We start from the raw sequence: 14,738 nt of genomic DNA, 5'->3' as shown, positions 1-14,738 counted from the left end.
TTTGGGCAAATACTTAAATGAGGAATTGATGCCTAATTTAGAAAAATCTTTAGCCTCGGAGAATTGGGATATAACTCCTTATGTTAATGTGTTTAATGAAGTACCTGAAAATGGGTTCTCTCAATTTATGGATCACCCAAGATATTCTACAGGCTACACTGCTTTATTTAACACATTAGGCTTAATGGTAGAAACACATATGCTAAAACCTTACAAGCAAAGAGTGTATGGCACATACGAACTTATGAAACAGGTAGTATCCATAGCTGAAACGGATGGCAGTAAAATAAAAGAACTTCGTAATAAAGCACTAACGAGACATAAAAATTGGACATATTACCCACTTCAATGGCAAGTAGACACTACGAAATCAACAATATTAAATTTTAAGGGTTTTGAAGGGGATACAATACAAAGTAATGTAACCGGATTTGCTAGATTAAAATACAATAGAGACAAACCATTCACAAAACCAGTTATATATCAGAATTATTTTAAAGCTGTAGATTCTGTTTTAATACCGAAAGCATACGTTATTAAAAAAGGATATGATAAAATTACGGACTTACTTAATCGAAATAAAATCATATTTGAAACCATTAATCAAGACACATTATTATCTGTTGAATCTTATAAAATAAAAAACTTCGAAAGTCGAAAAGAGGCCTATGAAGGACATTATTTACATTATAATACGCAAGTTGAATCCAAAATTAAATCAATACAATTTACTGAAGGCGATATAATTCTATATACTGACCAACCAGGCTTTAGATATATTGTGGAAACTCTTGAGCCCGCTGCTGTAGATTCTTTTTTTAATTGGAATTTCTTTGACCCCATTTTGCAACAAAAAGAAGGGTTCTCGCCTTATGTTTTTGAAGATGATGCGGAAGCAATGTTGAATAGTGATTCTTTATTACTCAAAGAATTTAATCAGAAAAAAGAAAACGAAATAGAATTTAGATCCAATTGGTACGCACAGCTAAATTGGTTATTTAAAAAATCTGAAAGTTACGAGTCTGCTCATATGCAATACCCTGTGTATAGATTGTTGAAAAATTAAACGAACTAGTAGCCAAATAAAATTCGAATATTAACGTATGAATTTTCTAAGGCTTCTTTAATTTTTTTTGGACCTTTCCATTTCACTTTATTAATCCCTTCTTTCTTTTGCCCTTTTAATTTACCCTCATAATAAGTTTTCATTGCGAACCAATGCACTTCTTTTAAGGTATCTACACCGTTATTTTTAAACACGTGATATGTAGTTTTTAAAAAGTTCTCGAGTCTTAACTCTTTCACCCCAGTTTCTTCCATCACTTCTCTAATGGCACAAACTTCTATTGATTCGCCTTTTTCCAATTTACCTTTTGGCAAATCCCATTTATCATTTCGATAAATAAAAAGCACTTTACCTTCTCTATTCGTAACCACCCCTCCTGCAGCAACCACTAGCGGAATACGTTTTGTAAACTTTTTTAAAATTTCTTCTTGATTTGGGTGATAAATATAAGCTTCAGTTAATTTTCCTTTTCTTAAAGAAGTAATAGCTACCTGAATAGAATCTTCATTTAGAGGAAAAGATTTACTCTCGCCAACATCAGAAAGATTACTAGTTAAAACAAGAGGACGTTCATTGACAAAAACTTTATACATTTGCGCTATGATTTTAGATAAAGATACCGCAAAAAAAACGGCAGAACTACTACTGCAAATTAATGCAATTAAGTTGAATCCTGAAAATCCATTTACATGGGCTTCAGGTTGGCGTTCTCCAATATATTGTGATAATAGAATTGTACTTTCTTACCCTGTAATACGCAATTTTATTCGCCAAGAAATGGCTAAACAAGTTGAAAATCTTTATGGCAAACCAGATGTTATCGCTGGGGTTGCTACAGGGGCTATAGGTATTGGCATGTTAGTTGCAGATTATTTAGGTCTTCCATTTATTTATGTTAGACCACAAGCGAAATCGCACGGACGTCAAAACCAAATTGAAGGACAACTAGAAGCAGGGCAAAAAGTAGTAGTAATTGAAGATTTAATTAGCACAGGAAAAAGCAGTTTACACGCTGTAGACGCATTAAATGAAGCAGGAGCTCAAATAAAAGGAATGCTCGCTATATTTTCATATGGATTTGATATATCTGTAAAGAATTTTGACGAGAAGCAAATAGAATTGCATACACTAAGCGACTATTCTAATTTAATAGAACAAGCTGCTGATAGAAGTTATATAAAAGAAGAACAATTAAACACATTATCTGAATGGAGAAAAAATCCATCAGAATGGAAACAATAATAACATGCACTTAGAATCACCAAAAAAAACGGTTTCAAAAAGCAACGAAGAAGTTTATGAATTTCTATGCGATATTAAAAACTTCAAACAACTAATGCCAGACAATATTAGTAAGTTTGAAGTATTAAGTGAAGATACTTTTATTTTCGCTTTGAAAGGAATGCCAGAAATTACGCTAAAATTAAAAGAAAAAATTCCTTATACTAAAATAGTATTGGGTTCGGCCGAAGGAAAATTAAACTTTACTTTAACAGCCGACATTGTAGAATTAACTGAAAATTCTACCAATGTAATTTTACATTTTAATGGTGAATTTAATGCTATGATGGCCATGATGATAAAAAATCCAATAACAAATTTCATTGGCACTTTATCAGAGAATATGGTTCGGATTTAAACTGCTTTAATAAAGTAATTTTATCTCTTTTAAATTATACTCTTTAAGCATTCCATCTTGCAACTGTAGTATAAGTCTCCCTTCGTAAGAGACCCCAACAATAGTCGCATTAAAAGTTTCATTATTTATTTCTTGAAATTTGGATATTTTGCCTTTTAAAAAAAGAACATCTAAATAAGCATTTTCGAGTATTTTAAATGAATTGGACTTAAGGAGCTTAAAGTAATAATCTAGTTCTTCTAATAGTCTATATAATAAGTCCTCTAAATTATATTTTTCACCCAACAACAATTTTAAAGAGGTAGCGTTAAAAAGGTTATGGAAGTCAGTCTGGTTAACATTAAGACCAATACCAATAATTGATGTCTTTATTAGTTGACCTTGCAATGTATTTTCAATTAAAATACCGCAAATTTTCTGGCTACCTGACAGAATGTCGTTTGGCCATTTAATTGATAAATTCGGTACTTGAAGGGCTTTTAAAAATGCATAAACAGCTAAAGAAACCGTTATATTTAAGTAATATTGATTTTGCACAGGGAATTCACCTAACCGTTTTAAGACACTGAAAGTTAAGTTTTTACCAACATCAGATTGCCATGAAGTCCCCATTTGACCTCTTGCTTTTGTTTGTTCTTCAGCAACAACAATCGTAAAATCTTCAACTGGTTTTATGAGCAATAGATTTTTCAGATATTGGTTGGTAGAGTCCGTGGCATTAAGTTTGATTATATGCATAAACAGCCCTGTTATTAGATATTGATATCTTATGTTAAAAAATAGGGGTTAAAAGAACAAAAAAATAATAACTTTGCGTAAACTAAATAATTTGAATGCAGAAAGGTAAAGCTAGCGCAGACGAGTTGATTGCTTTGATACTACAAGGCGTAGAAGAGGTAAAAGGACAAGACATAAGGTTACTCGACCTCAGAGAATTAGAAAACACAGTTTGTGACTACTTTGTAATTTGCAATGGTACTTCAAACACACATGTAAATGCTATAGTTGGTTCCGTACAGAAAACTGTAAGCAAGGCAATAAAAGATAAACCTTGGCATGTTGAAGGCAGTGAAAATGCCGAATGGATTTTAATGGATTATGTAAACGTAGTAGTTCATGTTTTCCAAAAACAAATTAGAGAATTTTATGATATTGAAGGACTTTGGGGTGATGCAAAAGTTACCGCATTGGAAGACAGTATTAAATAGGTAAAAAAATATAATGGCAAAAGATAATAATTCGAATCCGAAAAAACCAAAATTTAGCTCATGGTGGATCTATGGCTTAATTGCAATTTTACTGATTGGATTTCAGATTCTAAATAGCAGTAATTTTTCAGGTACTCGAACAACAACTACTTCTGAGCTTCAAGAATATTTAAGAAATGGTGATATTGATAAAATAACAATTATCACAAACACCAATCAGGCAAAAGTATTTTTAACCGAAGATGCTTTGCAGAAAGATGTACATAAAGATGTACATGACAAACCTTTCTCTCTAGGTACAGCTGTAGTACCCCAGTATGTATTAGATTATGGTGATTTACAGATATTTCAAAATGAAATTACTGAAATCAAAAAAGAAAATAGTCTAGACACTATTGTAGAATTCGATAAAGAATCAAGTTATTTAATTGATTTATTGGTTGGCATCCTACCATTTATATTAATTATTGGTATTTGGATTTATCTCATGCGACGTATGTCAGGTGGCGGCGGAGGTGGAGCCGGAGGACAAATTTTTAATATTGGAAAATCAAAAGCTAAACTCTTTGATGAAAAAACAGATACACGAACTTCATTTAAAGATGTAGCTGGTTTAGAAGGTGCAAAAGAAGAAGTTGAAGAAATAGTTGAGTTCTTAAGAAACCCTGATAAGTATACTTCTTTAGGTGGTAAAATTCCGAAAGGAGCACTACTTGTAGGCCCTCCAGGAACAGGAAAAACACTTTTAGCCAAGGCTGTTGCGGGTGAAGCTAAAGTTCCTTTCTTCTCCTTGTCAGGCTCAGATTTCGTGGAGATGTTTGTAGGTGTTGGTGCATCGCGTGTACGTGACCTTTTTAAACAGGCAAAAGACAAGTCTCCAGCAATTATCTTTATTGATGAAATTGATGCAATTGGTAGAGCAAGAGGTAAAAATAATTTCACCGGTTCTAATGATGAACGTGAGAATACTCTAAATCAACTATTAACCGAAATGGATGGTTTCGGCACTAATACAAATGTTATTGTATTAGCAGCAACTAACCGTGCTGATGTATTAGATAAAGCCTTAATGCGTGCGGGTAGATTTGATAGACAAATTTATGTAGACTTACCAGATATTCGTGAGCGTAAAGAGATTTTTGAAGTTCACTTAAGACCAATAAAAACTGCTGAAACTCTAGATTTAGATTTCTTAGCTAGACAGACTCCAGGTTTTTCAGGTGCAGATATTGCCAATGTTTGTAACGAAGCCGCATTAATTGCCGCTAGAAAAGAAAGAAAAGCAGTAACAAAACAAGACTTTTTAGATGCTGTAGACCGTATTGTAGGTGGTTTAGAAAAGAAAAATAAAATAATTACTCCTGGTGAGAAAAAAACTATTGCTTATCATGAAGCAGGACATGCCACTGTAAGTTGGATGTTGGAGCACGCCGCACCTCTTGTAAAAGTTACTATTGTACCTAGAGGTCAATCTTTAGGAGCAGCATGGTATTTACCAGAAGAGCGATTAATTGTTAGACCAGAACAGATGTTGGACGAGATGTGTGCAACTATGGGTGGTAGAGCCGCAGAAAAAGTAATTTTTAATAAAATTTCTACTGGAGCATTAAGTGACCTTGAAAAAGTAACAAAACAAGCCAGAGCAATGGTTACAGTTTACGGCTTAAACGAGGAAATTGGAAATCTTACGTATTATGATTCTTCGGGCCAAGATTCTTTTGGCTACTCCAAACCGTATAGTGAAGACACAGCTCGAAAAATTGATGCTGAAATTTCTAAAATAATAGAAGAGCAATATCAAAGAGCTATACAGGTATTACATGATAATGAAGACAAGCTAACTATTCTTGCAGAAAGGTTATTAGAGAAGGAAGTAATCTTTAAAGAAGACCTTGAAAAAATATTTGGAAAAAGACCATTTGCCAAAGAAGAGATGGAAGATCCTTTGGCTGAGGACATTAGCAACAATAAGGTGGATGAAGTAGCTAATGAGCCAAAAACAGAAGAGTTAGGAAACGAAAAAAAATAATTACATTTATATTTCGAGAGTAAACTAACCAAAAAACAAATTGAAATTTCAAAACATCAATGGGGCTGTTTGACAAATTGTTTGGGGGAGGAAAAAAGGTTTCAAGAGAAACTGCACAGACCAGAGGTGCGCATATGCCCGACCTAAATATACCTGTTGATGAAAAATTCACTATTCATTTTAAGAAGAACGGTGGTAAATTTTTATACTGCGATTCTTTAAAAGAAATTTCGCAAGCCTTATCAAACATAGTTAGCGAAAACAATTGGCAAAGTGAACCATTCTTAGCGTTAGACAAGCGTCTTTCAAAAAAATTCTCAAAAGAAAAAATAAATTACACGGATAAAGCAAGTGAAAGTGAAATATTCTTCACCACTTGTGAGCATTTAATAGCTCAAGATGGTTCAATATTAGTTTGTTCAAATCAGTTATTAGAGAACAAACTAATAGATTTACCAGATAATGTCATTGTTTTTGCTACAACTAGTCAACTCGTTGAAACAATCGGTGGTGGTTTAAAGATGATTAAGAAAAAATATGGTCGTAGCATTCCTACCAATATTACCACGTTAAAGCACTTTCAAGCTAACGAAGAAAATGATCACGATTTTCTAACTTACGGTAGTTCTTCTAAAAATTTATATCTTTTACTACTGGAAGATTTATAATATGAAGGAAATTCTTCGTCGATCTATTACGGGAGTCATATATATTGTTCTTTTATTATCAGCGGTCTTTTTAAGCTCCGATGCATTTGATTTCTTGTTCATGATATTTGGACTAGCATGCATTTATGAATACAAACGTTTAGTTGGTCTTAAAGGATACTATATTTTCTTGGCTTATCTTGTGCTATGGTGGATATTTATTTATCTCGTTAAAGAAGCCAATAAATTGCCAATCAATATATTAATGTTTACAACAATTGCGGTAAACATCGGTATGCTCATTTATCTTTATACCAAAAAAGAAAAAATTTTTACGACAACCGAAAAATTTATCGCCGGTCTCTTTTATATTGGAGGGGGTTGTATTTTTTTAACCATGATTCCGTATAAAAATGATGAATTTGCAAAATATCTAATTATTGGTATTTTCATTTTAATATGGGTTAATGACAGTTTTGCATATCTTGTTGGCAGAACTTTTGGCCGAACGAAGCTCTTTCCGAGAGTGTCTCCAAAAAAAACATGGGAAGGTACTATAGGTGGAATGGTGTTCGCAGTAGCAACAGCCTATTTTATGGCAAGAATTGAGCCTATAGTTAATCCCGCTCAATGGGTAACTTTAGCACTTGTAATAGTTATCTTTGGAAGTTTAGGAGATTTAGTTGAGTCTAAACTCAAACGTTCGGCTGGTGTAAAGGACAGCGGAGCAATAATGCCAGGTCATGGCGGCATGCTTGATCGGTTAGATAGTTTAATTTTTGCGGCACCTTTTGCCTATTTAACTTTAAATATTTTTGCAAATGTTTCATAAAGAAGGACAAAAAATTATTTTAATTACCTTTTTTCTAGTAGCAACCATTGTATTAATCGCACAATTTTATATTGACATTCCATGGCTAAAAATAGTATTACAAGCCGCGGCTTTAATTGTCCTAATTCTAATTTTGCAATTTTTCAGAAATCCAGGTAGAAATGTAGTTAAAAGTTTTGATGACATTTTAGCACCAGTTGACGGAAAAGTAGTTGTAATTGAAGAGGTTGAAGAAACCGAATATTTTAATGATAGACGGCGTCAGGTATCAATATTTATGTCACCTACAAATGTACACGTAACCAGATATCCAGCTAGTGGTTCTATTAAATTCTCTAAATACCATCCTGGTAAATACCTTGTAGCTTGGCATCCAAAATCTAGTACAGAAAATGAACGAACTACTGTTGTGATTAATACACCAAAATTTGGCGACATTTTATACCGTCAGATAGCCGGAGCTTTGGCGCGTAGAATTGTAAATTATGCTGAAGAAGGTCAAAATGCACAGCAGGGTGATGATGCTGGTTTTATAAAATTCGGCTCAAGAGTAGATTTGTTCTTACCTTTAGACTGTGCAGTTACTGTAAAACTCGACCAGAAAGTTATTGGCGCTAAAACATGTATTGCTAGCACTATATCAAAGGATGACAAAGAAGAACTTACATACTAATTTTTCAGAAGCTGTAGCATTAGCAAATGACTTCACTGGATCATTACCACCCGATTTAATGCTTAAGTTATATGCGTATTTTAAGATTGCTACAAATAACTCAGAATATCCTAATGGTAAAACACCATTAATTAATGCCTTTAAAATAAACGCACTAATTCAAGCAAAAAAAATGAGCAGAGAGGATGCTATGAAGGAATATATTTCTTTAGTTAAAAAAGAAATACAATCTTGAATTAAGGTAAATTATACTATTCATACAAATCGTTTAAATCCGCATCGCACAATTCTACCATAAACTGAGCTAATTTTTCTACAATATCGTTGAAGAATTTTTCACCCTTTTCACTTGTTGCTTTATGTGGATTACCTACACCAGTATCAGCACTTATTTCTGACCATTTTCTTTCAGCCCAAACCCAACCTTCAGAATACGATTTTATTTTATACTTTTTTGACGCACCATCTCCCCATTTATCCTTGGGCAACACAAGATCTGGTCGTAAATGAAGCATGAGGCTTGTTTCCATTTCATCAGCATGATCTCCTTTTTCCTCGAAATACAAATCTTTATCTAACATCTGTGGAAAAAAGCAAAAACTAATAAACATTTTAGGAAATTTAAGTCCTAATTCTCGCACAATAGGTTTAAAATTATTACCACCATGGCCATTAAAAATCAATAACTTATAAATTCCTTGCCTATTCAAAACTTCAACAATATCAGTTAAGATAGCCAGCTGTGTACTTGGATTTAAGTTTATATCTAAATATATATCTGACTGACCTGTATTTACTCCAAAGGGTAAAGTAGGCAAAACAATAACCTTAGCACCCTTATCATAAGTTGATTTAGCAGCTGCAGCTGTTAAATTATCTGCCTGAATATTATCTGTAGCATAAGGCAAATGATAATTATGCGCTTCAGTGGCTCCCCAAGGTAAAACGGCTAATTCTATTTTAGCATCTTTCAATGCCTCCCAATTAGTTTCTGCTAAAATATAAGGTCTCATTATAAGTCTTTTTACAAACTTAAGAATCGTTAAGGATAAAGAATAGAGATTTACAATTATTTACAAATAGATAAGTTAAGTACTAAAGCTATTATTAATTATAGGGTTACCCACAAACCATTTAAAATATATTGAAAATATCTATCTTTTTAAACCATACAGAAGTACTTGAATTTATGGGAAGACGTGCTTTTAAGCTACTATCTTCTCGGTAAGATTCACAACTACTATCAAAATTGGCAGTTTGTCCATTTAAACCACAAACAATACCAAAATTTAAATCTTTTTGTTGATTTACACATACCTTGCAGAATTGTAATTGCGCCTGACGTGTCATAATAAACTGGTTTTAATGGTGGATTAACTAAAACGAAAGTTGCACAAGTATCATATAAATATTCGACCAACTGATACCGAAACCGCATGATGTACATTAATAAACCATATTTGGTCTTTTTGAGTCTTCAAAATAAGTAAAGTAAACACCAGCTATTATTGTTATAAGAAAATACAAGGTCACCAAGGTACTTCCAAAGGAAATATAATTATCTATGCCGAACCAGTCGCCTAGTAACACAATTATCACAATTCCCGCACCACCTCTAATTACTTCTAACCAAACTGCAAACCTAGATCGATCCATTAAACTAGTATAGCCATATACACCAATAAAAAGCATAAAACCTAGCAATACTAAATTTTCAAATTTAATATTAGAGAAGTTAAAAAATGTAAAAAGCAATAATAACAAGGTACATATAAGTTGAAAAACGGCATATATTTTCAAAGCTATGGTAGCATCGGTCTTATAACGTTCAAAATTATAGACATCTTCTATTATTTTAATTGGATATTGTATAGAAACATCTTTTGGCCTCCACCCTGTTGGCATAAACCAAATACGCATTTTATCATAATAACTTTGCGTACGCCATGCATCTTTTATCAGCTGATACAAATGCTGAAAATTTATTAGCACCGGATTCCATGTTCGAGCAGGTTTTAATACCCCAAATTGAGGTGGAACATCTTCAAGTTCTTCTTGAAAAGTTCCAAACCAACGATCCCACACACATAGTATCTGTCCTAAATTTTTATCGATGTACTCAGGGTTTATCGCATGATGAACCCTGTGTTGAGATGGTGTAACCAGAATATACTCCAACCATCCCATTTTATTAATGTGCTTAGTGTGGTACCAAAATTGTGCAAATAAATGAATTGGCGCTAATATTAGGATAACCTCATTTGGCACTCCAAAAATAGCAGCAGGTATTAAAAACAGTGCGAAATATCCAAAAAGGTTTGAGATTGGTTGTCGCAGAGCACAGGCAAGATTAAACTCCTCACTACTATGATGGATTACATGTTGGTTCCAAAAAAAATTAATGTTATGATTAAGTCTATGGTTCCAATAACCAGCAAAATCAATAACAAGAAAAGCTAATAACCAGACAAGCCAAGTAGATTTTAAATCAAAAATAGCTAAATACTCTAGTAAAAATGGATAAGAAACGAGCACCAAACCCAAACCAAGCGTATCCTTTAAAATATTAGTAAAACCAGAGCTTAAGCTAGATACGGTATCGAAAACATTATGCTGTTGATTTTTTACAATATATCCATAAGCAATTTCTATAATTAGCAATATTGCAAAAAAAGGAATAGCATAAAGTAATGCGTGCGCATAAGTTTCCATTATTTTAAAACTTGATTAATTAAACGGACCAACCATTATATGTGCTCTGAAAGTTCCTGGATCCATTAACCATGGCATACCTTTTTCATGAGGTTTACTAGGCAAACCTGTTGATTGAACTGTTGCAAAAGGTGTATAAATTACATACCTATATTTAGCATCTTTTAATTCTCCGGTTTGTTTATTGTAGTTATCATCGTTCCCATAATAAACGTAGAGCATACTGGGAACAATTGGCATTTGCCATTTTCCAGCCGCCACCTCAGCACCTTGAATTTCGCGCTTTTCTTTGGTATTTTTTCCTTCTGCAGTTAGTTCACGACCTCTTTTCATAAACGGTTCTAATCCTACGGAATAACATGAAACACTTACCCCCTCTTTAGCTGGATTATCAGCAATACAAACTAAATTATTTGAACCTTCACGAAGCACGACCAGTTTCCCTTCTGCATTATACCCATAAACCATAGCATTAGCTTTATCACCTTCAGGAGCCGGCAATACCGCTGTCTTTATTTGAATTTCAGATGGCAAAATTTCCGGTTTTATATCTTGCGCAACACAATTTAATGTAAAAAAAACGACGATAGATAAAAGTGACTTTTTCATTTAGATGGATTTCTTTAAAGATAAAAAACAATCTGATAATCTTCAACTCATCACTTTTCTTTAAAAATCTTTTTCCTTGAAGCTTTTAATTCTACAATTGAAATAATTATAACAATCATCAATTCTATTAAAAAATAACTTAAACCCAAGACTTTAAGCTCTTTAAAATGAACAAACAATAAGATTAATGTAAGACAACAATAACATAAATTAGCCAGAGCAATAATTCTTAAAAATGGTCTCAAATTTAGCTTTAAAAAAAAATATGAGCAAAAAGAATAAACCGCAAAGAAGCAAGGTATTACCGCCAAAATATATAAAGTCCGTATTGGCAATCCAATAAACGAATTCAGTTGCACAAGAACAATACCCAAGAAAAAAGCAGAAATTACAGCTCCAATAGCATCCACTAGAAAGAGCTGCTTAGGACGCAACGCTAATTCATTCAGCCATGAAATAACGGTATTCATATTTTAAATATAAATTCTACAGGAGATAGAATAAAAATAATTATGATATGCTCGCTAAACTCTTCTCCAGTGTTTCTATTTTAGCTACTGCATCAGCAGCTTTTTTCTTTTCAATGGCCACCACTTTTTCCGGTGCATTATTCACAAAACGTTCATTAGAAAGCTTCTTTTCTACAGATTGTAAAAAGCCCTTAGTATATTTTAATTCTTCCTTAATCTTTTCTATTTCAGCTTCAACATCAATTGCGCCCTCCATGGGTATAAAGTATTCATTACTTTTTACTCTAAAAGTCAAAGCACCATCAACTGCTTCTTTAACATAGGCTATAGATGCTGTATTTGTTAGCTTACAAATAACTGCATCCCATTCCTCAGAGATTTTTTCCTCATTTAACACAGAAACTTCTAAAGCTTCTTTCATCGGAATATTCTTTTCCTTTCGGATGTTTCTTATTCCAGAAATAACTTCAGTAGCAAAATCAAAATCATTTATTAATTGTGTATCAATAGAATTAACTTTCGGCCATTCGGAAACAATTAAGGCTTCCTCTGGAGATCGTTCCGCTATATGCTGCCATATCTCTTCAGTTAAAAATGGCATAAATGGATGTAACAATTTTAAATTCTGTTCTAAAATATCAATTACCGAATCGTAAGTTACTTTGTCTATGGGTTGCTGATAGGCAGGTTTTACTATTTCTAACAGCCAAGAACTGTAATCGTCCCAAACTAGTTTATAGGTAGCCATTAAGGCATCAGAAATCCTGAATTTGCCAAAGTGATCTTCAATTTCAACCAAGGTTTGATTAAACTTAGCTTTAAACCATTGGATACCCAATTTAGCTGATTCAGGTTGTGGAATATCAGCGACCTCCCACCCTTCTACTAATCGGAAACCATTCCAAATTTTATTTGAAAAGTTTTTACCTTGCTGACATAAATCTTCGTCAAACATCAAATCATTTCCAGCAGCAGAACTTAAAAGCAAACCAACACGAACCCCGTCTGCACCATAATCTTCTATCAATTTTAAGGCATCCGGAGAATTACCCAAAGATTTAGACATCTTTCTACGCTGTTTGTCACGGACAATACCTGTAAAATATACGTTTTTAAAAGGTCTTTCATCTCTATATTCGTATCCAGATATTATCATACGAGCCACCCAAAAGAAAATAATATCAGGAGCTGTAACCAAATCACTAGTAGGATAATAGTAATTAATGTCGTCATTTTCGGGCTCCAATATGCCATTAAATACCGTCATTGGCCATAACCAAGAAGAGAACCAAGTATCCACAACATCTTCATCTTGACGAAGATTATCTGAGTTTAAGGTTTGATTACCAGATTTTTCTTTTGCTAATTTTAGTGCATCTTCAATATTTTCGGCCACCACAAAATCTTCTTGACCATCACCATAGAAATAAGCAGGTATTCTTTGCCCCCACCATAATTGACGTGAAATATTCCAATCACGAACATTCGTCATCCAATGACGATACATATTCTCAAATTTCTTTGGAAAAAACTGAATATCATCAGAATCTAGAACTCCAGTAATAGCCGGTTTTACCAAATCATCCATTTTCAAAAACCACTGATCAGATAATCTAGGTTCTATAACAGCCTTAGTACGCTCCGAAGTACCTACCTTATTAATATAATTCTCAGTTTTAACTAAATCCCCTTTTTCGTTAAGCTCTTTAGAAATGGCTTTACGCACTACAAAGCGATCCTGACCCTCATAATGCAATCCAAATGAATTTAAGGTTGCATCGGCATTGAAAATATCAATGGTTTCAAGATTATGCTTTTCGCCTAATGCTTTATCATTAATATCATGCGCAGGTGTTACTTTTAAACAACCAGTACCAAACTCAACATCAACATATTCATCTTCAATAATAGGGATTACTCTATTACTAATAGGTACAATTACATTCTTACCTCTTAAATGCTTAAACCGTTCATCATTAGGATTAATACAAATAGCAGTATCCCCTAAAATGGTTTCTGGGCGTGTTGTTGCAATCACAACTTTTTCATCAGAACCTTCTATCTTGTAGGATATATAATATAACAGACCTTGCTTTTCTTCATAAACAACTTCCTCATCAGACAAGGTGGTCTGTGCTTCTGGATCCCAATTTACCATACGGTAGCCTCTGTATATTAAGCCCTTATTAAATAAATCAATAAAAACTTTAATAACAGATTTTGACATATTGTCATCCATTGTAAATGCCGTACGGTCCCAATCACATGAACAACCCAATTTTTTCAATTGTTCTAAAATTACCCCACCATACTCATTTTTCCATTCCCAAGCATGTTTTAAGAAATCATCTCTCGTAATATCAGCTTTATTAATACCTTGCTCTTTTAAACGAGCAACAACTTTTGCCTCAGTGGCAATGGAAGCGTGGTCAGTACCAGGAACCCAACAGGCGTTCTTACCCATAAGTCGGGCTCTACGCGTTAAAACATCTTGCAAAGTATTATTGAGCATATGCCCCATATGCAACACCCCTGTAACATTAGGCGGGGGAATAACAATAGTAAAAGGTTCACGATCGTCTGGTTCTGAATGAAAATAGCCATTTTGCATCCAATATTCGTACCAACGGTTCTCTACCTGATTTGGGATATATTTTGACGGAATTTCCATTTTTTGGAACGGTTATTGGTTAAAGATTTACGGCATTAAAAAAACCCGTTCTGAATGATATGTTAAAATATCAGTTTATACGGGGAATTGGCCGAATTATAAATACGAAACAAAAATAAGTAACGTTAGTATATAACAAAAGAATTTTGGACGTTCATCGCAAAAGATTTACATTTGAAATT

General features: G+C 33.4%; 16 protein-coding genes and 1 pseudogene. 9 read left to right on the top strand and 8 right to left on the bottom strand.

The features are described from left to right. Positions 1-1,066, top strand: a pseudogene (locus ABJF52_RS17755) (hypothetical protein); the annotation flags it as partial. A gap of 5 nt (positions 1,067-1,071) precedes the next feature. Here ABJF52_RS17755 and ABJF52_RS17750 read toward each other — a convergent pair. Then, a complete protein-coding gene (locus tag ABJF52_RS17750) occupies positions 1,072-1,659 on the bottom strand; it encodes an NUDIX domain-containing protein (RefSeq protein ID WP_348153314.1) in 588 nt (195 codons plus the stop codon). Between the two features lie 7 nt (positions 1,660-1,666). Here ABJF52_RS17750 and pyrE point away from each other — a divergent pair, with 7 nt between their 5' ends. Next, positions 1,667-2,308 carry an orotate phosphoribosyltransferase gene (pyrE, locus tag ABJF52_RS17745; RefSeq protein WP_348153312.1) on the top strand — a complete coding sequence of 214 codons (642 nt, stop codon included), beginning with the start codon at positions 1,667-1,669 and terminating at the stop codon, positions 2,306-2,308. A gap of 4 nt (positions 2,309-2,312) precedes the next feature. Continuing rightward, on the top strand, positions 2,313-2,705 hold the full coding sequence (locus ABJF52_RS17740; RefSeq protein ID WP_348153310.1) for an SRPBCC family protein: 393 nt from the start codon (positions 2,313-2,315) through the stop codon (positions 2,703-2,705). A gap of 6 nt (positions 2,706-2,711) precedes the next feature. Here ABJF52_RS17740 and ABJF52_RS17735 read toward each other — a convergent pair whose 3' ends face one another. Continuing rightward, entirely contained in the window at positions 2,712-3,443 is a 732-nt protein-coding gene (locus ABJF52_RS17735) for a biotin--[acetyl-CoA-carboxylase] ligase (protein ID WP_348153308.1), read from the bottom strand. 95 nt (positions 3,444-3,538) lie between these two features. Between ABJF52_RS17735 and rsfS the strand changes: the two genes are divergently transcribed. From rsfS to ABJF52_RS17705, 6 genes are read left to right on the top strand one after another with little or no spacing between them, the layout of a single operon-like run. Beyond that, positions 3,539-3,913 (top strand): ribosome silencing factor, encoded by a 375-nt coding sequence (rsfS, locus tag ABJF52_RS17730; protein ID WP_348153306.1) that lies wholly within the window; start codon positions 3,539-3,541, stop codon positions 3,911-3,913. A gap of 13 nt (positions 3,914-3,926) precedes the next feature. Beyond that, complete coding sequence (gene ftsH / locus ABJF52_RS17725; protein WP_348153304.1) at positions 3,927-5,942, top strand: ATP-dependent zinc metalloprotease FtsH; 2,016 nt, start codon at positions 3,927-3,929, stop codon at positions 5,940-5,942. A gap of 59 nt (positions 5,943-6,001) precedes the next feature. Then, complete coding sequence (locus ABJF52_RS17720) at positions 6,002-6,610, top strand: LUD domain-containing protein (RefSeq protein ID WP_348153302.1); 609 nt, start codon at positions 6,002-6,004, stop codon at positions 6,608-6,610. A 1-nt stretch (position 6,611) separates the two neighbouring features. Next, the gene (locus ABJF52_RS17715; protein WP_348153300.1) at positions 6,612-7,421 is read left to right on the top strand and encodes a phosphatidate cytidylyltransferase; all 810 of its coding nucleotides are present in this window, start codon (positions 6,612-6,614) and stop codon (positions 7,419-7,421) included. Next, a complete protein-coding gene (locus tag ABJF52_RS17710) occupies positions 7,411-8,094 on the top strand; it encodes a phosphatidylserine decarboxylase family protein (protein WP_348153298.1) in 684 nt (227 codons plus the stop codon). Before ABJF52_RS17715 ends, ABJF52_RS17710 begins: the two co-directional genes overlap by 11 nt. Then, a complete protein-coding gene (locus tag ABJF52_RS17705; protein ID WP_348153296.1) occupies positions 8,069-8,329 on the top strand; it encodes an acyl-CoA-binding protein in 261 nt (86 codons plus the stop codon). The genes ABJF52_RS17710 and ABJF52_RS17705 overlap by 26 nt, the downstream gene beginning before the upstream one ends. Positions 8,330-8,345: 16 nt before the next feature. Here the strand turns inward: ABJF52_RS17705 and ABJF52_RS17700 are convergent, their stop codons facing one another. From ABJF52_RS17700 to ABJF52_RS17675, 6 genes are all read right to left on the bottom strand, one after another. Beyond that, complete coding sequence (locus ABJF52_RS17700; RefSeq protein WP_348153294.1) at positions 8,346-9,107, bottom strand: creatininase family protein; 762 nt, start codon at positions 9,105-9,107, stop codon at positions 8,346-8,348. 121 nt (positions 9,108-9,228) lie between these two features. Beyond that, positions 9,229-9,444, bottom strand: a complete 216-nt coding sequence (locus ABJF52_RS17695; protein WP_348153292.1) for a hypothetical protein — start codon at positions 9,442-9,444, stop codon at positions 9,229-9,231. 96 nt (positions 9,445-9,540) lie between these two features. Next, the gene (locus tag ABJF52_RS17690; protein WP_348153290.1) at positions 9,541-10,806 is read right to left on the bottom strand and encodes a sterol desaturase family protein; all 1,266 of its coding nucleotides are present in this window, start codon (positions 10,804-10,806) and stop codon (positions 9,541-9,543) included. 15 nt (positions 10,807-10,821) lie between these two features. Continuing rightward, complete coding sequence (locus ABJF52_RS17685) at positions 10,822-11,415, bottom strand: hypothetical protein (protein ID WP_348153289.1); 594 nt, start codon at positions 11,413-11,415, stop codon at positions 10,822-10,824. A 50-nt stretch (positions 11,416-11,465) separates the two neighbouring features. Continuing rightward, a complete protein-coding gene (locus tag ABJF52_RS17680) occupies positions 11,466-11,885 on the bottom strand; it encodes a hypothetical protein (protein ID WP_348153287.1) in 420 nt (139 codons plus the stop codon). A gap of 40 nt (positions 11,886-11,925) precedes the next feature. Next, the gene (locus ABJF52_RS17675; RefSeq protein ID WP_348153286.1) at positions 11,926-14,556 is read right to left on the bottom strand and encodes a valine--tRNA ligase; all 2,631 of its coding nucleotides are present in this window, start codon (positions 14,554-14,556) and stop codon (positions 11,926-11,928) included. Between the last annotated feature and the right edge of the window lie 182 nt (positions 14,557-14,738).

This window comes from Aurantibacter sp. (genome assembly GCF_039941195.1).
Classification (GTDB): Bacteria; Bacteroidota; Bacteroidia; order Flavobacteriales; family Flavobacteriaceae; genus Aurantibacter_A.
This window is presented reverse-complemented; position numbering and strand designations above follow the sequence as displayed.

Excerpts from the sequence above, each read along its gene's own strand:
- ABJF52_RS17750 (WP_348153314.1), bottom strand. The coding sequence starts at position 1,659 with ATGTATAAAGTTTTTGTCAATGAACGTCCTCTTGTTTTAACTAGTAAT.
- pyrE (WP_348153312.1), top strand. The coding sequence starts at position 1,667 with ATGATTTTAGATAAAGATACCGCAAAAAAAACGGCAGAACTACTACTG.
- ABJF52_RS17740 (WP_348153310.1), top strand. The coding sequence starts at position 2,313 with ATGCACTTAGAATCACCAAAAAAAACGGTTTCAAAAAGCAACGAAGAA.
- ABJF52_RS17735 (WP_348153308.1), bottom strand. The coding sequence starts at position 3,443 with ATGCATATAATCAAACTTAATGCCACGGACTCTACCAACCAATATCTG.
- rsfS (WP_348153306.1), top strand. The coding sequence starts at position 3,539 with ATGCAGAAAGGTAAAGCTAGCGCAGACGAGTTGATTGCTTTGATACTA.
- ftsH (WP_348153304.1), top strand. The coding sequence starts at position 3,927 with ATGGCAAAAGATAATAATTCGAATCCGAAAAAACCAAAATTTAGCTCA.
- ABJF52_RS17720 (WP_348153302.1), top strand. The coding sequence starts at position 6,002 with ATGGGGCTGTTTGACAAATTGTTTGGGGGAGGAAAAAAGGTTTCAAGA.
- ABJF52_RS17715 (WP_348153300.1), top strand. The coding sequence starts at position 6,612 with ATGAAGGAAATTCTTCGTCGATCTATTACGGGAGTCATATATATTGTT.
- ABJF52_RS17710 (WP_348153298.1), top strand. The coding sequence starts at position 7,411 with ATGTTTCATAAAGAAGGACAAAAAATTATTTTAATTACCTTTTTTCTA.
- ABJF52_RS17705 (WP_348153296.1), top strand. The coding sequence starts at position 8,069 with ATGACAAAGAAGAACTTACATACTAATTTTTCAGAAGCTGTAGCATTA.
- ABJF52_RS17700 (WP_348153294.1), bottom strand. The coding sequence starts at position 9,107 with ATGAGACCTTATATTTTAGCAGAAACTAATTGGGAGGCATTGAAAGAT.
- ABJF52_RS17695 (WP_348153292.1), bottom strand. The coding sequence starts at position 9,444 with ATGACACGTCAGGCGCAATTACAATTCTGCAAGGTATGTGTAAATCAA.
- ABJF52_RS17690 (WP_348153290.1), bottom strand. The coding sequence starts at position 10,806 with ATGGAAACTTATGCGCACGCATTACTTTATGCTATTCCTTTTTTTGCA.
- ABJF52_RS17685 (WP_348153289.1), bottom strand. The coding sequence starts at position 11,415 with ATGAAAAAGTCACTTTTATCTATCGTCGTTTTTTTTACATTAAATTGT.
- ABJF52_RS17680 (WP_348153287.1), bottom strand. The coding sequence starts at position 11,885 with ATGAATACCGTTATTTCATGGCTGAATGAATTAGCGTTGCGTCCTAAG.
- ABJF52_RS17675 (WP_348153286.1), bottom strand. The coding sequence starts at position 14,556 with ATGGAAATTCCGTCAAAATATATCCCAAATCAGGTAGAGAACCGTTGG.